Annotated in this window: 22 protein-coding genes; 10 read left to right on the forward strand and 12 right to left on the reverse strand. The window is 67.8% G+C overall.

Features of this window, described 5'->3' with window-relative positions; translation table 11 throughout:
• Positions 1 to 49: 49 nt before the first annotated feature.
• Positions 50 to 1,126 (reverse strand): oxidoreductase, encoded by a 1,077-nt coding sequence (locus AC1DY7_RS02425; RefSeq protein WP_477492063.1) that lies wholly within the window; start codon positions 1,124 to 1,126, stop codon positions 50 to 52.
• Between the two features lie 88 nt (positions 1,127 to 1,214).
• Here AC1DY7_RS02425 and AC1DY7_RS02430 point away from each other — a divergent pair, with 88 nt between their 5' ends.
• Entirely contained in the window at positions 1,215 to 1,544 is a 330-nt protein-coding gene (locus tag AC1DY7_RS02430; protein ID WP_477492064.1) for a hemophore-related protein, read from the forward strand.
• A 9-nt stretch (positions 1,545 to 1,553) separates the two neighbouring features.
• On the opposite strand, the gene AC1DY7_RS02435 is transcribed toward AC1DY7_RS02430, so the two are convergent.
• The 8 genes from AC1DY7_RS02435 to AC1DY7_RS02470 all read right to left on the reverse strand — a co-directional run bounded on the left by AC1DY7_RS02435 (position 1,554) and on the right by AC1DY7_RS02470 (position 10,663).
• Positions 1,554 to 3,803: an acyltransferase family protein gene (locus AC1DY7_RS02435; RefSeq protein ID WP_477492065.1), complete on the reverse strand. Its 2,250-nt coding sequence runs from the start codon at positions 3,801 to 3,803 to the stop codon at positions 1,554 to 1,556.
• A 602-nt stretch (positions 3,804 to 4,405) separates the two neighbouring features.
• Positions 4,406 to 4,750, reverse strand: a complete 345-nt coding sequence (locus tag AC1DY7_RS02440) for a metal-sulfur cluster assembly factor (protein WP_477492066.1) — start codon at positions 4,748 to 4,750, stop codon at positions 4,406 to 4,408.
• Positions 4,747 to 5,199 carry a Fe-S cluster assembly sulfur transfer protein SufU gene (gene sufU, locus AC1DY7_RS02445; RefSeq protein WP_477492216.1) on the reverse strand — a complete coding sequence of 151 codons (453 nt, stop codon included), beginning with the start codon at positions 5,197 to 5,199 and terminating at the stop codon, positions 4,747 to 4,749. Before sufU ends, AC1DY7_RS02440 begins: the two co-directional genes overlap by 4 nt.
• A 2-nt stretch (positions 5,200 to 5,201) precedes the next feature.
• A complete protein-coding gene (locus tag AC1DY7_RS02450; RefSeq protein ID WP_477492067.1) occupies positions 5,202 to 6,446 on the reverse strand; it encodes a cysteine desulfurase in 1,245 nt (414 codons plus the stop codon).
• Between the two features lie 2 nt (positions 6,447 to 6,448).
• Entirely contained in the window at positions 6,449 to 7,231 is a 783-nt protein-coding gene (sufC, locus tag AC1DY7_RS02455) for a Fe-S cluster assembly ATPase SufC (protein WP_477492068.1), read from the reverse strand.
• A complete protein-coding gene (sufD, locus tag AC1DY7_RS02460) occupies positions 7,228 to 8,391 on the reverse strand; it encodes a Fe-S cluster assembly protein SufD (RefSeq protein WP_477492069.1) in 1,164 nt (387 codons plus the stop codon). Before sufD ends, sufC begins: the two co-directional genes overlap by 4 nt.
• Entirely contained in the window at positions 8,388 to 9,815 is a 1,428-nt protein-coding gene (gene sufB, locus AC1DY7_RS02465) for a Fe-S cluster assembly protein SufB (RefSeq protein ID WP_477492070.1), read from the reverse strand. Before sufB ends, sufD begins: the two co-directional genes overlap by 4 nt.
• Entirely contained in the window at positions 9,812 to 10,663 is an 852-nt protein-coding gene (locus AC1DY7_RS02470) for a helix-turn-helix transcriptional regulator (RefSeq protein ID WP_477492071.1), read from the reverse strand. Before AC1DY7_RS02470 ends, sufB begins: the two co-directional genes overlap by 4 nt.
• 24 nt (positions 10,664 to 10,687) lie before the next feature.
• Here AC1DY7_RS02470 and mptB point away from each other — a divergent pair, with 24 nt between their 5' ends.
• From mptB to AC1DY7_RS02495, 5 genes are read left to right on the forward strand one after another with little or no spacing between them, the layout of a single operon-like run.
• Positions 10,688 to 12,307 (forward strand): polyprenol phosphomannose-dependent alpha 1,6 mannosyltransferase MptB, encoded by a 1,620-nt coding sequence (gene mptB, locus AC1DY7_RS02475; protein WP_477492072.1) that lies wholly within the window; start codon positions 10,688 to 10,690, stop codon positions 12,305 to 12,307.
• Positions 12,304 to 13,236: an ABC transporter ATP-binding protein gene (locus AC1DY7_RS02480; protein WP_477492073.1), complete on the forward strand. Its 933-nt coding sequence runs from the start codon at positions 12,304 to 12,306 to the stop codon at positions 13,234 to 13,236. Before mptB ends, AC1DY7_RS02480 begins: the two co-directional genes overlap by 4 nt.
• The gene (locus AC1DY7_RS02485; protein ID WP_477492074.1) at positions 13,233 to 14,009 is read left to right on the forward strand and encodes an ABC transporter permease; all 777 of its coding nucleotides are present in this window, start codon (positions 13,233 to 13,235) and stop codon (positions 14,007 to 14,009) included. Before AC1DY7_RS02480 ends, AC1DY7_RS02485 begins: the two co-directional genes overlap by 4 nt.
• Positions 14,010 to 14,016: 7 nt before the next feature.
• Positions 14,017 to 14,694 carry a DUF429 domain-containing protein gene (locus AC1DY7_RS02490; RefSeq protein ID WP_477492075.1) on the forward strand — a complete coding sequence of 226 codons (678 nt, stop codon included), beginning with the start codon at positions 14,017 to 14,019 and terminating at the stop codon, positions 14,692 to 14,694.
• Positions 14,695 to 14,722: 28 nt separating this feature from the next.
• Positions 14,723 to 15,670 carry a COX15/CtaA family protein gene (locus AC1DY7_RS02495; RefSeq protein ID WP_477492217.1) on the forward strand — a complete coding sequence of 316 codons (948 nt, stop codon included), beginning with the start codon at positions 14,723 to 14,725 and terminating at the stop codon, positions 15,668 to 15,670.
• Here AC1DY7_RS02495 and AC1DY7_RS02500 read toward each other — a convergent pair.
• Entirely contained in the window at positions 15,620 to 16,558 is a 939-nt protein-coding gene (locus tag AC1DY7_RS02500; RefSeq protein WP_477492218.1) for an ATP-grasp domain-containing protein, read from the reverse strand. The two genes, AC1DY7_RS02495 and AC1DY7_RS02500, sit on opposite strands and share 51 nt — an antisense overlap.
• Before the next feature lie 19 nt (positions 16,559 to 16,577).
• Between AC1DY7_RS02500 and AC1DY7_RS02505 the strand changes: the two genes are divergently transcribed.
• Entirely contained in the window at positions 16,578 to 17,552 is a 975-nt protein-coding gene (locus AC1DY7_RS02505) for a quinone oxidoreductase family protein (RefSeq protein WP_477492076.1), read from the forward strand.
• Positions 17,553 to 17,561: 9 nt separating this feature from the next.
• Here AC1DY7_RS02505 and AC1DY7_RS02510 read toward each other — a convergent pair whose 3' ends face one another.
• Positions 17,562 to 18,503, reverse strand: a complete 942-nt coding sequence (locus tag AC1DY7_RS02510; protein ID WP_477492077.1) for a DUF1254 domain-containing protein — start codon at positions 18,501 to 18,503, stop codon at positions 17,562 to 17,564.
• Between the two features lie 10 nt (positions 18,504 to 18,513).
• A complete protein-coding gene (locus AC1DY7_RS02515) occupies positions 18,514 to 19,446 on the reverse strand; it encodes a heme o synthase (protein ID WP_477492078.1) in 933 nt (310 codons plus the stop codon).
• Positions 19,447 to 19,649: 203 nt separating this feature from the next.
• On the opposite strand from AC1DY7_RS02515, the gene tkt reads away from it, so the two are divergent.
• From tkt to zwf, 3 genes are all read left to right on the forward strand, one after another.
• Positions 19,650 to 21,743, forward strand: coding sequence for a transketolase (gene tkt, locus AC1DY7_RS02520; protein ID WP_477492079.1), 2,094 nt, complete (start codon positions 19,650 to 19,652; stop codon positions 21,741 to 21,743).
• Positions 21,744 to 21,756: 13 nt separating this feature from the next.
• Positions 21,757 to 22,869 (forward strand): transaldolase, encoded by a 1,113-nt coding sequence (gene tal, locus AC1DY7_RS02525; protein WP_477492080.1) that lies wholly within the window; start codon positions 21,757 to 21,759, stop codon positions 22,867 to 22,869.
• Positions 22,870 to 22,932: 63 nt separating this feature from the next.
• Positions 22,933 to 24,480 (forward strand): glucose-6-phosphate dehydrogenase, encoded by a 1,548-nt coding sequence (gene zwf, locus AC1DY7_RS02530; RefSeq protein WP_477492081.1) that lies wholly within the window; start codon positions 22,933 to 22,935, stop codon positions 24,478 to 24,480.
• The last annotated feature ends 20 nt before the right edge of the window (positions 24,481 to 24,500 follow it).

The raw sequence follows: 24,500 nt of genomic DNA on the forward strand, positions 1-24,500 counted from the left end.
ACCATCTTGGCTGCCGCGGCCGCGCCGTGCGCGGCGTTGACCGGAATATTCAGTGCAGCCGGGCCAGTGCGCTTTGCGCGTCGTAGCCGTCGAATTCGCCAAGGGTGTTGTCACGCAACCGGTTCACCCACTCGGGGTCGGCCAACAGCGCACGGCCGATCGCGATCACGTCGAACTCTCCGGCGTCGAACAGTTCGCGCAGCCGGTCCACCGGCGCCGGTTCGATGCGGGCGCTCGTCAACGCTGCGGGTTTGAACTCGGTGGCCAGCCCGACAGATCCCACCCCGATCACGGGCAGACCCGTCAGCTTCTTGGTCCAGCCTGCCAGCGTCAGCGACTCCCCCTCGAACGCCGGCAGGTAGTGCCTGCGGGTCGACGGGTGCAGCACGTCCACACCGGCGTCCACCAACGGGGCGAGCAGGCGCTCCAGTTCGGCCGGTCCGTCGGCCAGGTGTGCGTCGTAGGCATTGGATTTCCACTGCGAGAACCGCAGCACGATCGGGAAGTCCGGCCCGACGGCCGCACGGACCGCCGCGATCACCTCGGCCGGGAATCGAGTGCGCTCAGCACCGTAGGCGTCGGCGCGCACATTTGTTTTGTCCCAGAGGAATTCGTCGAGCAGGTAGCCGTGCGCCCCATGCAGTTCGACCGCGTCGAACCCGACGGCCCGCGCATTGCGGGCGGCCGTGGCATAGGCGTGGCGGACGGCGTCGAGCCCGTCGGCGTTCAGCGCAATCCCCCGCGCCTGCCCCACACTGTTCAGACCGGACGGGCTGACGGGGACGACACCGTCGCTGTCGTCACGCTCGCCGCCCTGATGCCACAGCTGGGCGGCGATGGCGGCGCCGTGGGCGTGCACGGCGTCGGTGACCGCCCGCCAGCCGCCCAGGCTCTCGGCCCCGGCGAGGGTCGGGATGCTCAGCGGATAGCCCGCGGCCGGATGTGGGATGCGCACGCCTTCGGTGATGATCAGTCCCACCCCGCCGGCAGCCCGGCGCGCGTAGTACGCGGCGACGTCGGGTCCGGGCACGCCGCCCGGCGAGGCCCGGCGCGTCATCGGTGCCATGGCGAAGCGGTTGCGCAAAGTCAGATTCTGCACGCGCAGCGGACTGAAGAGATCTGCCATGACGTGATCCAACAGCACCGGCGACGGACAGATTCCGGGAGCCGTCGCAAACAGCACTCTCTCAGCCGGCGTCCGTACCGTCGGGCGCATGCGTCGTCTCGGTCGATCTGTTGTCGTCGTGGGGGTTCTCGCCACGCTGGGTGTGGGCACCGCGGCATCCGCCGTCGCAGCACCGGATGTCAGCGCGATCGTGAACTCCACATGCAGCTACGACCAGGTGATGGCGGCGCTCAATGCGCAGGCGCCCGATGTCGCCAAGGACATCGCGGGCACCCCGGCCACCGGCTTCATCCGGCAGCTGGTCGCGGCGCCGCCGGCCAAGCGCCGCCAGATGATCGCCTCGGTGGAGGGCATCCCGGAGGTGCAGCAGGAGACGTCGCTGATCCTGCAGATCGCCGGCAACTGCGCCCGGTACTGACCCGACGGCTCAGCCGCGGGCCAGCGCCTGGTCTATCAGGGCACCCATCGCCGGCCCGATGGCCTCGGAGTACTCCCGGGTCAGATGGCTCGCGTCGTAGAACACCATGGTGTTGCCGACCACCGGAGGGCACCGGTCGGCGGAGCAGAACAACTCGACGGTGTTCGCGTAGTGGCCACCGTTGTCGCGGACGATCGCGGATTCGACGTCGATACCGGCGTTCTTGGCGGACGGCCACGCCACCTCACACGCCTTGGCGTCCTCCAGGTGCGCCGACAGGCAGTTCGTCGCGACCGAGCTGAGCTTCGGCTCCGGCCCCAGCACCAGCACCTGCGACCCGTTGCTGCGCAGCTCACGTACCAGGTGTCCCAGTCCGTCGAGCCAGGACGAGTTGAACGGGTCGAATCCGGCTTTGCCCCACACCGCGATGCCGTCCGGTCCGTAGCTGCGCACCGCCGCCACGACCACCAGCTGTGGGGGCTCGGCGCGCAGCCTGGCCATGATTCCGGAACGCCATTGCGAACACCGTTGCACCTCCTCCGACAGGCCGTTGAGGTGGTCGGTCAACGGGAGGTCGATGATCGGGCAGGACGCCTTGGCCATCAGCAACATCCGCCAGTCCCGCTCATCGACCGCACGCTGGAACGCGGGGCGCCACATCGACGCGTGAGAGTCACCGATCAGCGCGACCGTCGTCGGCGACGACTCGTTACCGGTGATGCACCTGGGGTGGCCGCCGTCGAACGGTATCGAGCGCAGGCATCCGTTCGCCAGAATCGACTTGACCTCGGCGGGGGTGCCGGTGAGCGGCGGCGACAGATTCGACGGCACCGCGGTCATCCCGACCGAGTCCGCGACCGCGGAGTTCACCTGGGCGAAGACATTGCGCACCGAGGCGTCGTACACGTCGGCGGGCAGGCCCGGCGGCGTCGGCTCCGCGGTGATGACCATCGGCGTCGCGGCCGGGCCGGGACCAACGGGCGCGGGCGCTCCCACCAGGGTGATGGCTCCCGCACCGACCGCGATGGCGGTGGCCACGGCGCCCATGACCAGGCTGTTGCGCGGGGACGTTCGGATGCGGTCTGAGAATCGCAACGGGTTCTCGACATACCGCAGGGTCAGCACGGCCAGACCTGCCGACAGTGCCATCGCGGCCAGCCGCACCCCCAACCCCACCGGATGGCCCAGGAATGCCGGGATCAGCACCAGCACCGGCCAGTGCCACAGGTACCACGAGTACGAGATCCGGCCGATCGACCGCATCGGCGCCAGGCCCAGGACCCGGCCGCAACCCCGTTCCGCATTCGCGCACCCGGCTCCGATGACCAGTGCCGTGCCGACCGTGGGCAGCAGCGCCAGCACACCCGGATAGTCGGCGGAGGTACCTTTCACCCAGACACAGGCGAACAACAGGATGCCCAGTCCCAGCCACCCGATCGCCGCGGCGGACCTGCGCGAAAGTCGCTGCCAGTGCACGACGGTGAGCGCCACCAGTCCGCCGGCGGCCAATTGCCAGGCGCGGGTCGGAAGGGACAGGTAGGCGGCCGGCGGCATGATGTAGGTCAGCACCAGCGATGCCGCGAACGAGATCACCGCGACCACTGCGAGCACCGCGATGAACGGCGTCGCCGAGGGGGTGGACTCGTTCTGGTCGGCACGTCGGCGGACGCGGCGGATGAACCAGACCGTCGCGATGATCAGTACCGGCCACACCAGGTAGAACTGTTCCTCCACGCCGAGGGACCAGTAGTGCTGAAACGGCGTCGGGGTGGTTAGGCTGTCTTTGCCGAAGTAGTTGACGCCGGAGAAGATGAACCAGTAGTTGCTCACATAGAGCGCGCTGGTGATCGCATCCACGGAGACGGTCTTCACCTGCAGGGGCGACAGGATGAAGACCGAAGCGACCATGGTGACGACACCCACCAAGGCAGAGGCCGGCAGCAGTCGGCGAGCGCGGGCGCCCCAGAAACGACGCAGGCTGACGGTCCCGGATTTTCCGACCTCGCGCCAGAGCACCCCGGAGATCAGGAATCCCGAGATGACGAAGAAGACGTCGACCCCGACGAAGCCGCCTCGGACCCCGGGGATGCCGGCGTGGAACAGGACTACCGCCAAGACGGCAACGGCCCGCAGCCCCTCGATATCTGGACGGAAACCGCTCGGCACCTTCGTGCCGGCCTGCGGTGCCGGGCGTTCGGATGGCGCCTCTCGGGTGGGCGAAGCAACCGCATGTCCAACGTCTCTTGGTTCGATGACCACCCGGTTTCCCTTCCGACCGATCCTGAGCCGACCGCGTTCGGGCCGGCGCCGCTACCGGGCAGTCCGGGGGGCGTATTCGGGATGCTAACCCGACCCGCCGTGTCGCGACGTCACAAGACTGGCAAATAATCGTTTGTTGTATCTTGAGCGGACAGTCGATGTCATCCGATCGGATGACATCCGCCGCCGTCGCCGGCACCGCACACGGACTCGACTCCGACGCCGCATCCGGCTCATGTTCGGGCACATCGAATCACGTTGGTGTGCAACGGCTTTGTTTCGAAGATGTAAATAGCGCGCGGGCCCGCGGCGAGTGTCACGCGCCGGCACCGACCGCGAATGCCGCGGGTCCGACACGAAGCCGCGTCGAACACCGATCGGGTCGTTACGCGGTCTTCAGACGACAGCAAACAATGGCTCGGCTCCCATGCAGGTTCGTGGACAATCTGTCGCTTATCTATACACGGCCCGCGGAGCGGCCGAGCGCAAATTGACCAACAAGACAAATCAAGGTGTGGAAGCACTGACGGTCGCGTCGAGACGCGCCAAAACGAGCCTCCGCCGTTGCCGGCGGAGGCTCAGGAGGGAAATCGGGGACAGTCCTAGACGGTGAAGCCCAGCGCGCGCAGCTGCTCGCGGCCGTCATCGGTGATCTTGTCCGGGCCCCACGGCGGGTTCCACACCCAGTTCAGCTTGATGTCGTTGACCAGGCCGGCACCGATGAGCGCGTTGCGGGTCTGGTCCTCGATCACATCGGTCAGCGGGCAGGCCGCCGACGTCAGCGTCATGTCGATGAGCGCCACCTTGCCGGCCTCGCCCTCTTCGAGGTTCAGCCCGTACACCAGGCCGAGGTCCACCACGTTGATACCGAGCTCCGGATCGACCACGTCGCGCATGGCCTCCTCGACGTCGGCCAACAACAGTTCCTCGCTCTGCGCTTCACTCATCGTTTCTCCTCAACATCATGGCTCGCCTGGGCAAGCGCATCTTTGAAAGCCATCCAGCCCAGCAACGCGCATTTCACCCGCGCCGGGTACTTGGACACGCCCGCGAACGCGATGCCGTCGCCCAGTACATCCTCGTCCCCCTCGACATTGCCGCGGGAGGAAATCATCTCGGTGAACGCGGCCACCGTCTTGAGCGCGTCGCCGACGGTCTGGCCGATCACCTGGTCGGTCAGCACCGACGTCGCGGCCTGGCTGATCGAACAGCCCTGGCCGTCATAGGAGATGTCGTCCACGGTCTCGCCGTCGCCGGACAGTGCCACCCGCAACGTGACCTCGTCACCACACGTCGGGTTGACGTGGTGAACCTGTGCGCCGAACGGCTCCCGCAGGCCACGGTGATGCGGGTGCTTGTAGTGGTCCAGGATGACTTCCTGGTACATCTGTTCCATTCTCACGAAAAGAACTCCACCGCCCGCTTGACCCCCGCCACCAGACGGTCGACTTCGTCGAGGGTGTTGTACACCGCGAACGACGCCCGCGCGGTCGCGGCAATGCCGAACCGGCGGTGCAGCGGCCACGCGCAGTGATGGCCGACCCGCACGGCGACGCCCTCGTCGTCGAGCACCTGGCCCACGTCGTGGGCGTGCACCCCGTCGACGACGAAGCTGACCGGCGACCCCCGGTGCTCCACGGACAGCGGCCCCACGATGCGCACCCCGGGCACGGTGGCCAGACCGGCGAGGGTAGCCGCCACCAACTCGTTCTCGTGCGCCTGCACCGCGGGCATCCCGAGTGCGTTCAGATACCGTGCGGCGGCTGCCAATCCGACCACCTGGGAGGTCATCGGCGTACCGGCCTCGAACCGCTGCGGCGCCGGCGCGTAGGTGGTGGCCTCCATGGTGACGGTCTCGATCATGGACCCGCCGGTGAGGAACGGCGGCAGCGCGCCGAGCAGCGCCCGCCGGCCGTAGAGCACGCCGATACCCGTGGGCCCCAACATCTTGTGCCCCGAGAAGGCCGCGAAGTCGACGTCGAGGGCGGGGAAATCCACCGGCTGATGCGGCACCGACTGGCAGGCGTCCAGCACCGTCAGCGCTCCGACGGCCTTGGCCCGCGCGACCAACTCGGCCACCGGGGCCACTGCGCCGGTGACATTCGAATGATGGCTGAAGGCAACGACTTTGACGCGCTCGTCCAGCTCCAGCGAATCCAGGTCGATGCGCCCGTCATCGGTCACGCCATACCAGCGCAGGGTCGCCCCGGTGCGCCGGGCCAGCTCCTGCCACGGGATCAGGTTGGCATGGTGCTCCAGTTCGGTGGTTACGATCACGTCCCCCGGACCGACGGCATTCTCGAACCGGCCGTCGCCCAGGGCGTAGGACACCAGATTCAGCGACTCGGTGGCGTTCTTGGTGAACACCAGCTCGTCGTCGGCGGCACCGACGAACGACGCGATGTCGGCGCGACCCTGTTCGTAGGCGTCGGTCGACTCCTCCATCAACTGGTGTGCACCGCGGTGCACCGCGCCGTTGGAGGTGGTCAAGAAGTCGCGTTCGGCGTCGAGCACCTGCAGTGGCTTCTGGGAGGTGGCACCGGAATCCAGATACGCCAACTGGTTTCCGCCGCGCATCACCCGGCTCAGGATCGGGAAGTCAGACCTGATCCTGGTGATGTCCAGATCGACTGACGCGGTCATCGCTAAGCCCCGGCGTGTGCCTGATCGGAGGCCTGGGTGAAGCGCTCGTAGCCGTTCTCTTCGAGCTCGTCGGCCAGCTCCGGACCACCGGAGGTGACGATCCGACCGTCGAAGAACACGTGCACGAACTGCGGCTGGATGTAGCGCAGGATGCGGGTGTAGTGCGTGATCAGCAGGACGCCGCCGTCTTCGGTCTCTTTGTAGCGGTTCACGCCCTCGCTGACGATGCGCAGCGCGTCGACGTCGAGGCCGGAGTCCGTCTCGTCGAGGATGGCGATCTTCGGCTTGAGCAGACCGAGCTGCAGGATCTCGTGACGCTTCTTCTCACCGCCGGAGAAGCCTTCGTTGACGCTGCGCTCGCCGAACGCGGGGTCGATGTCGAGGTCGGTCATCGCGGACTTGACCTCTTTGACCCAGTGCCGCAGCTTGGGCGCTTCGCCTCGAACAGCAGTGGCCGCGGTGCGCAGGAAGTTCGACATCGACACCCCGGGCACCTCGACCGGGTACTGCATGGCAAGGAACAGCCCGGCGCGGGCCCGCTCGTCGATGGACATCTCCAGCACGTCCTGGCCGTCCAGGGTGATCGACCCCGACGTGACGGTGTACTTGGGGTGTCCGGCGATGGCGTAGGACAGCGTCGATTTGCCGGATCCGTTGGGGCCCATCACCGCGTGCGTCTCGCCCGAGCGCACGGTCAGGTTGACACCCTTGAGGATCGGGATGTCCGTGCCGTCTTCTTTCGAGACGACGCTGACATGCAGATCCTTGATAACGAGTGTGGTCATGAGTGGATATGTCCTTCAGTCAGTTCAAGTTCGTGTTCGATGGCTGCGGTGAGGCGGTCGCGGACCGCGGGCACGGAGATCTTGCTGATCAGTTCCCCGAAGAAGCCGCGCACCACCAGTCGGCGGGCCTGGTCCTCGGGGATACCGCGGGCACGCAGGTAGAACAGCTGCTCGTCGTCGAAACGTCCGGTGGCACTGGCGTGTCCGGCGCCGACGATCTCGCCGGTCTCGATCTCCAGGTTGGGCACCGAGTCGGCGCGGGCGCCGTCGGTGAGCACCAGGTTGCGGTTGACCTCGTAGGTGTCGGTGCCGGTGGCCTCGGCACGGATCAGCACGTCGCCGATCCAGACGGTGTGGGTGTCGGGCTTGTCGGTGGACGTATCCCCCTGCAGCGCACCCTTGTACGTGACGTGCGAACGACAGCTGGGCTGGGAGTGATCGACCAGCAGCCGGGATTCGAAGTGCTGACCGTCGTCGGCGAAGTACAGCCCGAGCAGCTCGGCGTCGCCCCCGGGAGCGCGGAACTGCACCCGCCCGGTCAGTCGCGCAACCTCGGCGCCGAGCGTCACGTTGAAGTGCCGGAACACCGCGTCCTTGCCCAGCGACGCGTGATGCATGGAGACGTGCACCGCGTCGTCGGCCCAGTCGGCGATGGAGACGACCTTGAGGTGGGATGCGTCGCCGAGCACGAATTCGACGTTGTCGGCATAGGTTCCGCTGCCGCGATGGTCGATGACCACCACCGCCTCGGAAAGTTCCTCGACCCGGATCTGTAGATGCCCGTAGGCGGTCGAGCCCTCGCCCGGTCCGCTGACGGTGATCTCGATCGGCTCGTCCACGACGGTGTTGCGCGCCACCGTGACGACGGTGGCCTGGGAGAACGACGAGAAGGCCTGCGCGGCAACGCGGTCGGCCGGCACACCGGCCTGGCCGAGCCGCTCGTCGCCGCGCTGCGCCGTCTCGACGGTGACGCCGGCCCGCTCGGAGACCTCGATCAGCGCGCTGCCGGTGGCAGGTGCGGAGCCGTTGTGCAGGCCGCGCAGTCGCTTCAGCGGGGTGAAGCGCCAGATCTCGTCGCGGCCCGCGGGCACCTCGAAGGCGTCGACGTCGAACGACGTGAACGCCTGGCCCTTGTTGGCGTCCAATGCGACCCCGGTCATCCCACCGCACCTTCCATCTGCAGTTCGATGAGCCGGTTGAGTTCCAGGGCGTACTCCATCGGGAGCTCCTTGGCGATGGGCTCGACGAAGCCGCGCACCACCATGGCCATCGCCTCGTCCTCGGTCAGGCCGCGGCTCATCAGGTAGAACAGCTGATCTTCGCTGACCTTCGACACGGTGGCCTCATGGCCCATCGTGACGTCGTCCTCGCGGATATCGACATACGGGTAGGTGTCGCTGCGGCTGATCGTATCGACCAGCAGCGCATCACATTTCACGCTCGACTTGGAGCCGTAGGCGCCCTTGTTCACCTGGATCAGGCCACGGTAGGACGTGCGGCCACCGCCACGGGCGACGGACTTGGACACGATGTTGCTCGACGTGTGCGGCGCCAGGTGCAGCATCTTGGCGCCGGTGTCCTGGTGCTGGCCCTCGCCGGCGAATGCCACCGAGAGCACCTCGCCCTTGGCGTGCTCACCGGTCATCCACACGGCCGGGTACTTCATGGTGACCTTCGAGCCGATGTTGCCGTCGACCCATTCCATGGTGGCGCCCGCCTCGGCCCTGGCCCGCTTGGTGACCAGGTTGTAGACGTTGTTCGACCAGTTCTGGATGGTCGTGTACCGCACGCGCGCACCGGGTTTCACGACGATCTCGACGACGGCGGAGTGCAGCGAGTCGCTCTTGTAGATCGGCGCGGTGCAGCCCTCGACGTAATGCACGTAGGAGCCCTCGTCGGCGATGATCAGGGTGCGCTCGAACTGGCCCATGTTCTCGGTGTTGATCCGGAAGTAGGCCTGCAGCGGGATGTCGACGTGCACGCCCGGCGGGACGTAGATGAACGATCCACCCGACCACACCGCGGTGTTCAGCGCCGAGAACTTGTTGTCGCCGGCCGGGATCACGGTGCCGAAGTACTGCTTGAACAGTTCCGGATGCTCGCGCAGGCCGGAGTCGGTGTCCAGGAAGATGACGCCCTGGGCCTCGAGATCCTCACGGATCGAGTGGTAGACGACCTCCGACTCGTACTGCGCGGCGACGCCCGAGACCAGACGCTGCTTCTCCGCCTCCGGGATGCCCAGCCGGTCATAGGTGTTCTTGATGTCGGCGGGCAGGTCGTCCCACGTGGCGGCCTGCTTCTCGCTGGAGCGCACGAAGTACTTGATGTTGTCGAAGAAGATGCCGTCGAGGTTGGAGCCCCAGTTCGGCATCGGCTTCTTGTCGAAGGTGCGCAGCGCCTTCAGCCGGACGTCCAGCATCCACTCCGGCTCGCTCTTCTTCGCCGAGATGTCGCGCACGACAGCCTCGGACAGACCGCGCTGGGCGCTGGCGCCGGCGGTGTCGGTGTCCGACCAGCCGTAGCCGTACTTGCCCAGGGAGGCAATGGTCTCCTCCTGGGTGAGCTGTTCCGGGGTGAGGGTCATCGCGACACTCCTTGTGTGGTGGTGGATTCGGCGCGGGCTGCGGGCCGAACATGGGCGGGCTTGTCGGGCCCCAACGGAACGTGGGTGGTACAGGCGCAGTCACCGTTGACGATGGTGGCCAGCCGTTGGACGTGCGTGCCGAGGATCTCGGCGAACGCCTGCCGTTCGGCCTCGCAGAGTTCGGGGAACTCCTCGGCGACATGGGAGACCGGGCAATGATGCTGGCATATCTGCACACCCGACAGCGGCCCGGCCACCGGCGTGGTGGTGGTCCGGTAGCCGGCCTTGGTCAGTGCGGAGGCCACGCGGTCGGCCGTCTCAAGCACGTCATCGGTGGCGGGACCGTTCACGGCCTCGGCCAGGATGCCGTCGATGCGGCGACGGGCGAAGGTCTGCACCGCCTCGTCACCGCCGATCTCACGCAGCTGCCGCATGGCCGCGGCGGCCAGATCGTCATAGGCGTGATCGAGCTTGGCGCGTCCCCCGGCGGTGATCCGGTACCGCTTGGCGGGCCGGCCGCGACCGTTGTGCTGCCACGCCTCGGCGGCGCTGGCCTGCGCGTCCCCCGCGTCGACCAGAGCGTCGAGGTGGCGGCGGATGCCTGCCGCGGAGATTCCCAGCCGTTCGCCGATGTCACCGGCGGTGACGGGACCCTCCAGCAACAGTTGCACGATGGCCCGCCGCGTGTGACCTTCGGGCGTGTGACCTTCGGAAAGACCGCTGGACCCGGCGGGCACGGACGGGGCCGCAGCCACGCCAGAGACCTCCGGGTTTAATTTCACAACACCATTGTGTCCGAATTCGACCTGCGGTTCCAGCAAGGGCACCCTAACTGTGCAGGAGCTCACTCGGCCACCGTCTACGCTGCTCTGATGACCGTGCTCGGGTCCTTCAGCTCGGCGGTCGCCCGATGGCATGCCGACGAGAGGACCGTCGGCTCCCCGCTCAACGACGCCGAGGTCGCCTCGCTGCGCCGTACCAGGGTATTCGGCGCGACCGGCACCGTACTCATGGCCATCGGCGCGCTCGGCGCAGGCGCCCGGCCCGTCGTGCAGGATCCGACCTTCGGGGTGCGGCTGCTCAACCTCCCGTCCCGCATCCAGACGGTGTCACTCACCATGACGACCACCGGCGCGGTGGTGATGGCGGTGGCCTGGCTGATGCTGGGCCGCTTCGCCCTGGGCCCGCGGCGGATGTCGCGCAGCCAGCTGGACCGCACCCTGCTGTTGTGGGCGCTGCCGCTGCTCATCGCTCCCCCGATGTACAGCCGCGATGTCTACTCCTATCTGGCACAGAGCCAGATCGCCCGGATCGGGCTGGATCCGTACAAGGTCGGTCCCGCCCCGGGCCTCGGCCTGGACCACGTCTTCACCCTGTCGGTGCCCACCATCTGGCGGGAGACGCCCGCTCCGTACGGTCCGTTGTTCCTGTGGATCGGTCGCGGCATCTCGACGGTGACCGGTGAGAACATCGTCGCCGCGGTGCTGTGCCACCGGCTCGTGGTGCTCGTCGGCGTCGGCCTCATCGTCTGGGCCACCCCCCGGCTGGCCCGGCGCTGCGGAGTCGCCGAGGTGAGCGCGCTGTGGCTGGGACCGTGCAATCCGCTGCTGTTCATGCACCTGGTCGCGGGCATCCACAACGAGGCGCCGATGCTGGGCCTGATGCTCGCCGGCACCGAGTTCGCGCTGCGCGGTATCGACGGGGTTCGCGCCGGCAGCTGGCGTCTGGAGCCCAGACCGTTGGGCCTGCTGGTCTTCGGCACCGTGCTGATCGCGCTGTCATCCCAGGTGAAGCTCCCGTCGCTGTTGGCCATCGGCTTCGTCGCGATGGCCCTGGCGTGGCGCTGGGGCGGCACGATCAAGGCCTTCCTGGTGGCCGGCTTCTCCCTCGGCGCGATCTCCCTGGTCGTCATGGCGGTGATCGGCTGGGCCAGCGGCCTGGGCTTCGGCTGGCTGTCCACCCTCGGTACCGCGAACGTCGTGCGGTCGTGGCTGTCGCCGCCGACGCTGATCGCCCTGGGCACCGGGCAGGTCGGCATCCTGCTCGGGCTCGGTGATCACACCACCGCGGTGCTCGGTCTGACCCGTGGCATCGGCGTCGTCATCATCGCGATCCTGGTGACCTGGCTGTTGCTGGCCGTGTTCCGGGGCCGGCTGAATCCCGTGGGCGGGCTCGGCGTGGCGTTGGGCGCCACCGTCTTGCTGTTCCCGGTGGTACAGCCCTGGTACCTGTTGTGGGCGATCATCCCGCTGGCCACCTGGGCGACCCGGCCGGGATTCCGCGGCACCACCATCGCGCTGACGCTGGTGGTCGGCATCTTGGGCCCCACCGCCAACGGCGATCGGTTCGCCCTGTTCCAGATCGTCGACGCGGTCCTGGCCAGTGCCGTCATCATGCTGGTGCTCTTCGTTCTGACCTGGCGGCGCCTGCCGTGGCGGGCGCTGCCCGCCGAAGGTGTTGTCAGGGCGGGCGCTTACGCTGAATCCCCGTGACCACCGCCTCGTCCCCACCCGTGCGCCTGCGCGGGGTGACCAAACGGTATGGGTCGACCACCGCGGTCTCCGGGCTCGACCTCGATGTTCAGCAGTCCGAGGTGCTGGCGCTGCTGGGTCCCAACGGCGCGGGCAAGACCACGACGGTCGAGATGTGCGAAGGGTTCCTGCGGCCCGACGAGGGCAGCATCGAGATCCTCGGGCTGGACCCCGCCGCCGAGAACAGCCGGGTGCGCGAGCGCATCGGGGTGATGCTGCAGGGCGGTGGCGGTTATCCGGCCGCCCGGGCCGACGAGATGCTCAACCTCGTCGCCTCCTACGCCGCCAATCCATTGGACCCGCAGTGGCTGATGGACACCCTCGGCCTCACCGAAGCAGCCCGCACCACCTATCGCCGACTGTCCGGCGGTCAGCAGCAGCGCTTGGCGCTGGCCTGCGCCGTCGTCGGCCGACCCGAACTGGTGTTCCTCGACGAACCGACCGCCGGCATGGACGCACACGCCCGCATCGTGGTCTGGGAGCTCATCGACGCCCTGCGCCGCGACGGGGTAACCGTCGTCCTGACCACACATCATCTGTCCGAGGCCGAGGAACTGGCCGACCGGCTGGTGATCATCGATCACGGCAAGACGGTCGCGGCCGGCACCCCCGCCGAACTGACCCGCAACGGCGCCGAGAATCAGCTGCGCTTCAGCGCGCCGCCGAAACTGGACCTGACGCTGTTGGTGGCCGCGCTGCCCGAGACGTACCGCAGTTCGGAAGCCGCCCCGGGCGAGTACCTGGTGGAAGGGCACATCGATCCGCAGGTGCTGGCGACCGTCACCGCCTGGTGCGCCCGCGTCAACGTGCTGGCCACCGACATGCGCGTCGAGCAACGCAGCCTTGAGGACGTGTTCCTCGACCTGACCGGGCGGGAGCTGAGGTCGTGACCGAAAATCGTTTCGCCCCGGGCACATTCGCGCCGGACCCAAGCCCTGCCGGCGTGCGCCAGATGCTGTCGGCCCAGTACGGGCTCGAGCTCAAGCTGCTGCTGCGCAACGGTGAACAGCTGCTGCTGACCATGTTCATCCCCATCACACTGCTGATCGGGCTGACCCTCATGCCACTGGGCTCGTTCGGGCCCGACCGGGCGGGCACCTTCACGCCCGCCATCATGGCGTTGGCCGTCATCTCTACCGCATTCACCGGCCAGGCCATCGCGGTGGCGTTCGACCGCCGCTATGGCGCCCTGAAACGCCTTGGGGCGACCGCCCTTCCTGTGTGGGGCATCATCGCGGGCAAATCGCTGGCCGTCGTGACCGTGGTGTTCCTGCAGTCGATCCTGTTGGGTGCCATCGGCATTGCGCTGGGCTGGCGTCCCGCGGTGCTGGGCCTGCTGCTCGGCGCCGTCGTCATCGCGCTGGGCACCGCGTCGTTCGCCGCGCTGGGCCTCCTGCTGGGCGGCACCCTCAAGGCCGAGATCGTGTTGGCGGTGGGCAACCTGATGTGGTTCGTGTTCGCCGGGCTGGGCGCCCTGACCTTGGAAGGCGGACTGGTCCCCCACACCGTGGCGTGGATCGCCCGCCTCACCCCGTCGGGCGCGCTGACCGAGTCGCTGACCCAGGCCATGACGCTGTCGGTCGACTGGTTCGGCGTGATCGTGCTGGCCGTCTGGGGCGCCGTGGCCGCGCTGTGCGCGCTGCGCTGGTTCCGCTTCACCTGAGCGTGCCGTGACCCGAGTCGCCGGTATCGACGCCTGCCGCGGCGGCTGGGTCGCCGTGGTGCTGAACGACGGCGCCTACGCGGGAGCCCACGTCGCCGAACGGCTGGCCGACGTGGTCCGCGACATCGGCGACGCCGCGGCGATCGGGGTGGACATCCCGTTGGGACTGATGGACTCCGGGACTCGCGGCACCGATGTGGCCGCCCGCGCCCTGCTCGGCAGGCGGCGCTCCACCATCTTCGAGATCGCTCCCCGACCGTGCTGGGATGCGCCCGACCACGCCGCGGCCAGCGCGCTGAGTCGGCGGCTGATGGGCAAGGGCATGAGCATCCAGTCCTGGGGGCTGAAAGCCAAGCTGCTCGACGCCAACGCCCTCTACGACGAGGGTGGCGCGCCGCTCTGGGAGGTACACCCGGAGCTGTCGTTCCGGCAGATGGGCCTCGTCTTCGAGGACGGGACGAAGAAATCGTGGCGCGGCCAGCGGGCCCGGCTGCGGATACTCGCCGCCAACGGCATCGACGTGCCAGAAGACCTCGGGGCCGCCGCCCGGGTGCCGGCCGACGATGTCTTGGATGCCGCGGCGGTGTCGTGGAGCGCGGCCCGGATCGCCGCGGGCCGGGCCTACTGCGTGCCCGATCCGCCCCAACGCGACGAGCGTGGCCGGCGGATCGCGATCTGGTGCTGACCAGCCCTACTACGGCTTGTAGTTAACACTGCTCTACGATCAGGCCGTGCTCGACAAGCTGCCCGTGCCCAGCCTGCGGGTCCAACGCATCATCGCTTTTCTGGTGATCGTGACCCAAGGCGGTATCTCGGTGACCGGCGCCGTCGTCCGGGTGACCGCGTCGGGGCTCGGCTGCCCCACCTGGCCGCAGTGCTTCCCCGGCAGTTTCGTGCCGGTGCCGCACGCCGAGGTCCCGATCGTGCACCAGGCCGTCGAATTCACCAACCGGATGTTCACCTTCGGCGTGGTCGCCACCGCAGCACTGGTCGTACTGGCGGTGATCAGGGCCCGGCGCAGGCGCGAGGTGCTGGTGTACGCGTGGCTGATGCCGGCTTCCACCGTTGCGCAGGCCGTGATGGGGGGCATCACGGTGCTGACCGGACTGCTCTGGTGGACGGTGGCCATCCACCTGCTGGCGTCGATGATCATGGTGTGGCTGGCGGTGTTGCTGTACGTCAAGATCGGCGAACCCGACACCGGCGTGGTCACCGAACGAGTGGTGAAACCGTTGCGCCAGTTGACGTCTCTGTCCGCCATCGTCCTGTCGCTGATCCTGGTGACCGGCACGCTGGTGACCGGCGCCGGACCGCACGCCGGCGACAAGAGCCTGGACCGGGTGGTGCCCCGTCTCGAGGTCGAGATCACCACGCTGGTGCATGTGCACTCGTCGTTGCTGGTGACCTATCTGGCGCTGCTGATCGGACTGGGCTTCGGCCTACTCGCCGTGCAGGCGCCGCGCGCGGTGCGGCTGCGCTGGCTCGTGCTGGTGGTGCTGGTGGCCGTCCAGGGAATGATCGGCGCCGTGCAGTTCTACAACGGCGTGCCCGCAGCACTGGTCGCCGTGCACGTGGCGTTCGCGGCGGCGTGCACCGCGGCCACCGCGGCACTATGGGCGTCGATGCGAGAGCGGGCCGAGCCCCAGTCGCTCCAGCGCTGATTCGACGCCGACCGCGAAAGCCCGTTCGGCGCGCGCCTTCTCCTTGGCGGTGAGCTGCCGGAAACCCAGCGACGGTTCAACCAGTTCCAGTTCCAGCAGTCGCGGATCGTCGGCACCCCCAATGATGTCGACCCGGGCGTAGAGCAACTCGTCCCGGGTGAACCCGAATCGGCGTGCGACCGACACCACCGCATGGTGCCCGATATCCCACAGCGCCTCGTCGGGGTCGGCCGCGGACAACGTCTCGGCGGCGAAGGTGCCGGTCTCCTCGAACACCGGCGCATTGCCCGGCGGCGGCAGCATCGGCCCCTTGGTGAACGCGTGCGACGGCTCCCCGTTGAGGAAAACCAGCGCCGTCTCCCCCGCGGCGACCCTCGAGTCGTAGGGCTGCACCAGAACAGCCCGACCCTGCGCCCGCAGGGACCTCGCGTGCGCCAGCGCCGCGGCCGCGTCGGTGAACCGCTGCGCGCCGGCCGACCCGGCGCCGACGGCAGGTTTGACGACGACCTCGCCGGCGGGCACGACGACGTCGTCGTCCACGCCGAAGTAGCCGGTCGGCACGATCGGTACCCCGTCGGCCCGCAGGTCCAGCAGGTAGTGCTTGTCGGTGCTCCACGCCACGAGCCCGGGCGGGTTGAGCAGGTTGCGCACCTGCCCGCTCCAGGCCAGGAACTCGTCGAGACGGTCGGCGTAATCCCATGCGGCGCGCAGGATCACGAGGTCGGCCTCAAGGGTCGCCGGGTCGTCCCAGGATTTCCACTGCACGTGCAGGCCACGGTTGCGCAGCGCCGTGACCAGCCCGTCGTCGTCGCTGTCGCCTTCGGGCAGCGCCGGGCAACTCGCGAAGACGATGCGCGGATGGAACACGTCGGGGCGGGCCAGCTTCACCCAGTGGATGATAGGGGGCATGCATGCCATCGAAGTCGCCGAGACCGGAGGACCCGAAGTCCTCACCTACGTCGAGAAGCCCGAGCCGGTGGCGGGACCGGGCCAGGTGGTGATCAAGGCCGAGGCCATCGGGGTGAACTTCATCGACACCTACTTCCGGTCGGGCCTGTACAAGCGTGAGGTGCCGTTCGTGGTGGGCACCGAGGTGTGCGGCACCGTCGCGGCCGTCGGTGACGACGTGGTGGCACTGGCGATCGGCGACCGCGTGGTGACCGCCGACGCCGAGGGTGCCTACGCCGACTACTGCGTGGCCCAGAGCGACCGGGTGGCCTACGTGCCCGACGGCGTGGCCCCCGAGTCGGTGGCCTCCGCCCTGCTGAAAGGCATGACGGCGCACTACCTGATCAAGTCCGTCTACGCGGTACAGCCGTCGGACACCATCCTGGTGCACGCCGGGGCAGGTGGCGTGGGACTGATCCTCACCCAGTGGGCCACCAGTATCGGCACCCGGGTGATCACCACCGCATCGACACCGGAGAAGGCGGCACTCTCCCGGCTGGCCGGCGCGGTGGAGGTGCTCGACTACCCCGAGGACCCGGCCGAGTTCGGCGCCGCGATCCGCGACCTGACCGCGGGCGCAGGGGTGGCCGCCGTGTACGACGGTGTCGGCGCGTCCACCTTCGACGCCAGCCTGGCCAGCCTCGCGGTGCGCGGCACGCTGGCCTTGTTCGGCGGGGCCAGCGGCCCGGTGCCGGCGGTGGATCCGCAACGCCTCAACGCGGCCGGTTCGGTGTTCCTGACCCGGCCGAAGCTCGGCGACTTCACCCGAACTGCCGACGAATTCGCCTGGCGGGCAGGCGAATTGCTGAGCGCCATCGCCGACGGGTCCATCTCGGTCACCGTCAGCGAGCGCTACCCGCTGGCCGAGGCGGCCCGTGCGCACATCGACCTGCAGGGCCGCAAGACGGTCGGGTCGATCGTGCTGGTGCCGTAGGGGCTGCGGTCAGACCGGCACGGCCGCCGGGAACGTCCAGGACCCGTCCAGGACCTCGGGGCGCGGGCGGTACAGCCGGACGATGTAGTTCCAGCCGTCGGTCACCGGCAGCAGATTGGCCGCGCCGTCGCCGCCGAACTGGATGATCGTGGAGCCGTCGGCCTCCGGCACAGCTGTGATGTTGTTCACCGAATACGCGTTCTGCGGGTTCGGTGAGAAGTAGCCATCCTTGTTGTACACGGTGACCGACCAGAATCCGTCCACCGGAACGTCTTTCACGGTCAACCGGTGGACCGCCACACCGTCGTTGGCGGGCGGCACCACCGTCAGATAGAACGCGTCGCGCGGCGGGTTGCCGCCCCAGGCAAAGGCCGTGCCGATGAGGTGATGCACCGGGTCGACCTCGTCCTCGGCGCCGAACGTCCCGGCCGAGTCGGTCAATGTCGTCGACAAGGTGATCAGCGCGTCGCGCACCGTCTTGTGGGTCACCGGATCCCAATCCGGTACCTCGAAGCTGCCGGGCTCGGGTTGGGTCACCTCGATCGCGTCCTGCAGCGCGTGCACGGCGGTCAGATCCGACGGGTCGTTCGGGTCGACGAGTGTGCGGATGGCCGCCGCCACGTACCGGGTTCCGACGATGTCGCGGGACAGCAGGACGGTGGCCGGGGCGTAGGAGACCTCGGTGGTGTAGTGGTCCTCGCTGATGATCTGCGCCGACATGAACCGCCCCGAGCTGTCGGGCAGGGTGATCGTCACATCGCCGGCGTCCAGGTCGAAGACGCCCGCCGAGTAGATGGTGTCGCGGTTCTGCCGGATGACCACCTGATGGTCGATCGGCGTGAGCTCACGTATGTGATGCAGCGCGCCGAAGCCGCCGTCCTTCACGATGCCGGCGAAGTACACATCCGATTCGGCGCGGGTGAAATTGTCCGGGCTGACAAGTCGGCTCATACCGACAAATCTAGCCGCCCAACACCCTCGGCAAGGCCAGCGCGGAGTCGATGGCCAGAGCGCAGAACACCACGGCCAGATAGTTGTTCGACTGCAGGAACAACCGCAGCGGCTTCACCGGTTCCCCACGTTTCACTCCGGCGTAGAGCTGGTGGGCCATCACCAGGAACCAGACGCCCGCCAGCAGCGCGACGGACGCGTACAACCAGCCGGTGGCCAGGGTCAGCGCCAGCGTGGTGATCACCGTCAGCCAGGTGTAGATGAGGATCTGGCGGGTGACCTGCTGCTCGGTGGCCACCGTGGGCAGCATCGGCACCCCGGCGGCCTTGTAGTCGTCCTTGTACCGCATGGCCAGCGCCCAGGTGTGCGGCGGCGTCCAGAAGAAGATGATCGCGAACATCACCAGGGCGGGCCACTGGACGGTCCCGGTGACAGCAGACCAGCCGATCATCACCGGCATACAGCCGGCGGCGCCGCCCCAGACCACGTTCTGCGAGGTCCGCCGCTTCAGAAGCAGCGTGTAAACGAACACGTAGAAGGCGATGGTGACGAGGCCCAGCACGCCCGAGAGCAGGTTGGTGGTCCACCACAGCCAGGCGAACGAGCCTGCCGTCAGCACCAGGCCGAAGATCAGTGCGTTCCTGGTGGGAACCGACGCGCGGGCCAGTGGCCGCAGCGCGGTGCGTTTCATGACCTTGTCGATGTCGGCGTCGGCCACACAGTTGAGGGTGTTGGCGCCGGCGGCGGCCATCATGCCGCCGATCAACGTGTTCAGGATCAACAGCGGATCGACAGTTCCGCGGTCGGCCAACAACATCGCCGGGATCGCCGTGACCAGCAACAGCTCGATCACACGGGGCTTCGTCAACGCCAAATAAGCCAGAAACGTCGTACGTATCCGACTGGGCGCTGCGCTAGCTGACCGGCGCTCGCGAATGCTCACGCAAATAACTCCTTGGCAGCGTCACGCGGGCTTCTACTACAGACGATGGTAGACCGCGGGTCTGTGGGTCTGACACCGCAGGGTCAATTCGGGTGAACGGGTGCGTAAACGTCCGCCAACCGGTCTGCCACGGATGAGTCGCTCCCACTAGGGTGTTTTAGAGGAACAAGCAGCTGATCTCGCAGACGCTAGGAGCACGCGTAGTGACCACCATCGAGGAGATTTCCGCCCTCACCCGCCCCAACCACCCGGACGACTGGACGGACCTCGACTCGGTAGCGGTCGATACCGTGCGCGTTCTGGCAGCCGATGCGGTGCAGAAGGTCGGCAACGGCCATCCGGGCACCGCGATGAGCCTGGCCCCGCTGGCCTACACCCTGTTCCAGCGCCAGCTCCGCCACGACCCCAGCGACGTGCACTGGCTGGGCCGGGACCGCTTCATCCTGTCCTGCGGGCATTCCAGCCTGACGCTGTACCTGCAGCTCTACATCGGCGGTTTCGGGCTGGAACTCGAAGACATCGAGGCGCTGCGCACCTGGAAGTCCAAGACGCCCGGGCACCCGGAGTTCCGCCACACCCGAGGCGTGGAGATCACCACCGGGCCGCTGGGCCAGGGACTGGCCAGCTCCGTCGGCATGGCGATGGCCGCCCGCTACGAGCGCGGCCTGTTCGACCCCGACGCCGCGCCCGGTACCAGCCCGTTCGACCACTTCATCTACGTGATCGCCTCCGACGGCGACATCGAAGAGGGCGTGACGAGTGAGGCGTCGTCGCTGGCGGGCACGCAGCAGCTCGGCAACCTCATCGTCTTCTACGACAAGAACCACATCTCCATCGAGCACGACACCGACATCGCGCTGTCCGAGGACGTCGCCGCGCGCTACCGCGCCTACGGCTGGCACGTCCAGGAGGTCGAGGGCGGCGAGAACGTCACCGGGATCGAGGCGGCCATCGAGGAGGCCAAGAAGGTCACCGACAAGCCGTCGTTCATCGCGGTGCGCACCATCATCGGCTACCCCGCCCCCACCAAGATGAACACCGGTGGCGTGCACGGGTCGGCGCTCGGCGACGAGGAGGTCGCGGCCACCAAGAAGGTGCTGGGCTTCGACCCGGACAAGACCTTCGAGGTGCGCCCCGAGGTCATCGAGCACACCCGCAAGCTCGTCGACCGCGGCCGGGAAGCCCACGAGAAGTGGCAGACCGGTTTCGACGCCTGGGCCGAGCGCGAGCCCGAGCGCAAGAAGCTACTGGACCGGCTGCTGGCCAATGAGCTGCCCGACGGCTGGGACGCGGATCTGACGTACTGGGAGCCCGGCTCCAAAGCCGTGGCGACCCGTGCCGCGTTCGGCCAGGTGCTCAACGACGTTGCCCCCAAGCTGCCCGAATTGTGGGGTGGCTCAGCAGATCTCGCGGGCAGCAACAACACCACCATCAAGGGTGTGAAGTCGTTCGGCCCGCCGTCGATCTCGACCTCGGACTACACCGCGGACTGGTACGGCCGGGTGCTGCACTTCGGTATCCGTGAGCACGCGATGGGATCGATCCTGTCGGGCATCGTGCTGCACGGCCCGACCCGCGCCTTCGGCGGCACGTTCATGCAGTTCTCCGATTACATGCGGCCCGCGGTGCGGTTGGCGTCCCTGATGGACATCGACACCATCTACATCTGGACGCACGACTCGATCGGTCTCGGCGAGGACGGCCCCACCCATCAGCCGATCGAACACCTGGCCGCACTGCGCGCCATCCCGAATCTGTCGGTGGTCCGCCCGGGCGACCCGAACGAGACCGCTTACGCGTGGCGCAGCATCATCGCCCGCGGCAACGGCAGCGGTCCCGTCGGTTTCATCCTGACCCGACAGGGCATCCCGGTACTGGAGGGCACCGACTCCGACGGCGTCGCCAAGGGCGGCTACGTGCTGGGCGGCGGTAACCCCGCCGATGACGCCGACGTGCTTCTGATCGCCACCGGCTCCGAGCTGCAGCTCGCGGTCGAGGCCCAGAAGTTGTTGGCGGCCAAGGACATCATCGCCTACGTGGTGTCGATGCCCTGCGTCGAATGGTTCGAGTCCCAGCCCAAGGAGTACCGCGACTCGGTGCTCCCGCCCGATGTGTCGGCACGCGTCGCGGTGGAAGCCGGGATCGCCCAGTCCTGGCACAAGCTGGTCGGCGACACCGGCGAGATCATCTCGATCGAGCACTACGGCGAGTCCGCTGACGACAAGACGTTGTTCCGCGAGTTCGGCTTCACCGCAGAAGCCGTCGTCGCCGCCGCCGAACGCTCACTCGATAACTAGAAAGAGCAGGAATATGACTCAGAACCCGAATCTCGCGGCACTGAGCGCCGCGGGTGTCTCCGTATGGCTCGACGACCTGTCCCGTGACCGGCTGCAAACCGGCAACCTGCAGCAGCTGATCGACACCCGCAGCATCGTCGGCGTCACCACCAACCCGTCCATCTTCCAGGCCGCGCTGTCCAAGGGCACCGCGTATGACGCGCAGGTCAAGGAGCTCGCCGAGCGCGGCGCCGATGTGGACGCCACCATCCGCACCGTCACCACCGACGATGTCCGCAACGCCTGCGATGTGCTGGCCAAGACCTACGAGGCCTCCGGCGGCATCGACGGCCGGGTGTCCATCGAGGTCGACCCGCGCCTGGCCCACGAGACGGACAAGACGATCCTGCAGGCCATCGAGCTGTGGAAGATCGTCGACCGGCCCAACGTGCTGATCAAGATCCCCGCGACGCTGGCCGGGCTGCCCGCCATCACCGCGGTCATCGCCGAAGGCATCTCGGTCAACGTGACCCTGATCTTCTCGGTGGAGCGCCACCGCGCGGTCATCGATGCCTACCTGGCCGGCCTGGTGAAGGCCGCCGAAGCGGGGCACGATCTGTCCAAGATCCATTCCGTCGCTTCGTTCTTCGTGTCCCGGGTGGACTCCGAGATCGACGCCCGCCTGGAGAAGATCGGCACCGACGAGGCGCTGGCGCTGCGTGGCCAGGCCGGCGTGGCCAACGCCCGGCTGGCGTACGCCGCCTACGAGGAGGTGTTCGACAGCGAGCAGTTCACCAAGCTCAAAGAGGGTGGCGCCCGCGTCCAGCGGCCGCTGTGGGCGTCCACCGGCGTGAAGAATCCGGATTACTCGGACACCCTCTACGTCACCGAACTCGTGGCGACCAACACGGTCAACACCATGCCGGAGAAGACGCTGGAAGCCGTCGCCGACCACGGCGTGGTGACCGGCGACACCATCACCGGCACCGCCGGTGCGGCGCAGGAGGTCTTCGACAAGCTCTCGGCCGCCGGCATCGACCTGGTCGACGTGTTCAAGGTGCTCGAGGACGAAGGCGTCGACAAGTTCGAGAAATCCTGGGGCGAGCTGCTCGAGGCCACGCAGGGACAGCTTGACGCTGCCAAGTGATGAGCGCTTGCGCGACATGCAGAGGACGGCGATGAGCGCTTGCGCGAAGAGCAGAGGATAGCGATGACAACAGCCACCGACACCGGTTCCGCATGGCGTAATCCGTTGCGGGAAAAGCGCGACAAACGCATGCCCCGCATCGCGGGACCGTGTGCGGTGGTGATCTTCGGGGTCACCGGCGACCTGGCCCGCAAGAAGTTGATGCCGGCCATCTACGACCTCGCCAACCGCGGCCTGCTGCCGCCCAGTTTCGCGCTGGTCGGGTTCGCCCGGCGCGACTGGGCGGACGAGGATTTCGGCAAGATCGTCTTCGACGCGGTCAAGCAGCACGCCCGCACCCCGTTCCGCCAGGAGGTCTGGGACCGGCTGGCCGAGGGCTTCCGGTTCGTGCAGGGCACGTTCGACGACGAGGCGTCCTTCGAGAGTCTCAAGGACACGCTGCACAAACTCGACGTGGAACGCGGCACCAGTGGCAACCACGCGTTCTACCTGTCGATCCCACCGAAGGCGTTCCCCCAGGTCTGCGAACAGCTTTCGAAGTCCGGGCTGGCCGACAAGCCGGAGGGCAGCTGGAGCCGGGTCGTCATCGAGAAGCCGTTCGGCCATGACCTCAAGAGCGCCGAGGAACTCAACGGCGTGGTCAACAGCGTCTTCCCGGAGTCGTCGGTGTTCCGCATCGACCACTACCTGGGCAAGGAGACGGTGCAGAACCTGTTGGCACTGCGCTTTGCCAACGAGATGTTCGAGCCGGTGCTCAACTCGCACTATGTCGACAGCGTGCAGATCACCATGGCCGAGGACATCGGGCTGGGCGGGCGCGGCGGCTATTACGACGGTGTGGGCGCGGCCCGCGACGTCATCCAGAACCATCTGCTGCAGCTGCTGGCACTGACGGCGATGGAGGAGCCGGTGAGCTTCTCCCCCGCCGAGCTGCAAGCCGAGAAGATCAAGGTGCTCTCGGCGACCAGGCTGGCCGAGCCGCTGGACCAGACCACCTCCCGCGGCCAGTACGCGGGCGGGTGGCAGGGCGGCGAGAAGGTCGTCGGCCTGCTCGACGAGGAGGGCTTCTCCAAGACCTCGACCACCGAGACGTTCGCGGCCATCACCCTGGACGTGGACACCCGCCGGTGGGCGGGCGTGCCGTTCTATCTGCGTACCGGAAAGCGGTTGGGCCGCAGGGTCACCGAGATCGCAGTCGTGTTCAAGCGGGCGCCGCACCTGCCGTTCGACGCCACCATGACCGACGAGCTCGGTCAGAACGCACTGGTCATCCGGGTTCAGCCCGATGAGGGCATCACGCTGCGGTTCGGATCGAAGGTGCCCGGGCACCTGATGGAGGTCCGGGATGTCAGCATGGACTTCTCGTACGGTTCTGCGTTCGCCGAGGAGTCACCCGAGGCCTACGAACGGCTGATCCTGGACGTGCTGCTGGGTGAGCCGTCGCTGTTCCCTGTCAACGCCGAGGTCGAATTGGCCTGGAAGATATTGGATCCCGCGCTGGAGTACTGGGCCACCCACGGCAAGCCCGATGAGTACGAGTCCGGAACGTGGGGCCCCGACTCGGCGTTCGAGATGTTGCGCCGGACCGGCCGGGAATGGAGGCGACCCTAGTGATGTCCGAAGGCGACGAC

This window comes from Mycobacterium sp. P2_H7, from assembly GCF_056403275.1.

Excerpts from the sequence above, each read along its gene's own strand:
- AC1DY7_RS02425 (WP_477492063.1), bottom strand. The coding sequence starts at position 1,126 with ATGGCAGATCTCTTCAGTCCGCTGCGCGTGCAGAATCTGACTTTGCGC.
- AC1DY7_RS02430 (WP_477492064.1), top strand. The coding sequence starts at position 1,215 with ATGCGTCGTCTCGGTCGATCTGTTGTCGTCGTGGGGGTTCTCGCCACG.
- AC1DY7_RS02440 (WP_477492066.1), bottom strand. The coding sequence starts at position 4,750 with ATGAGTGAAGCGCAGAGCGAGGAACTGTTGTTGGCCGACGTCGAGGAG.
- sufU (WP_477492216.1), bottom strand. The coding sequence starts at position 5,199 with ATGGAACAGATGTACCAGGAAGTCATCCTGGACCACTACAAGCACCCG.
- AC1DY7_RS02450 (WP_477492067.1), bottom strand. The coding sequence starts at position 6,446 with ATGACCGCGTCAGTCGATCTGGACATCACCAGGATCAGGTCTGACTTC.
- sufC (WP_477492068.1), bottom strand. The coding sequence starts at position 7,231 with ATGACCACACTCGTTATCAAGGATCTGCATGTCAGCGTCGTCTCGAAA.
- sufD (WP_477492069.1), bottom strand. The coding sequence starts at position 8,391 with ATGACCGGGGTCGCATTGGACGCCAACAAGGGCCAGGCGTTCACGTCG.
- sufB (WP_477492070.1), bottom strand. The coding sequence starts at position 9,815 with ATGACCCTCACCCCGGAACAGCTCACCCAGGAGGAGACCATTGCCTCC.
- mptB (WP_477492072.1), top strand. The coding sequence starts at position 10,688 with ATGACCGTGCTCGGGTCCTTCAGCTCGGCGGTCGCCCGATGGCATGCC.
- AC1DY7_RS02505 (WP_477492076.1), top strand. The coding sequence starts at position 16,578 with ATGCATGCCATCGAAGTCGCCGAGACCGGAGGACCCGAAGTCCTCACC.
- AC1DY7_RS02510 (WP_477492077.1), bottom strand. The coding sequence starts at position 18,503 with ATGAGCCGACTTGTCAGCCCGGACAATTTCACCCGCGCCGAATCGGAT.
- tal (WP_477492080.1), top strand. The coding sequence starts at position 21,757 with ATGACTCAGAACCCGAATCTCGCGGCACTGAGCGCCGCGGGTGTCTCC.
- zwf (WP_477492081.1), top strand. The coding sequence starts at position 22,933 with ATGACAACAGCCACCGACACCGGTTCCGCATGGCGTAATCCGTTGCGG.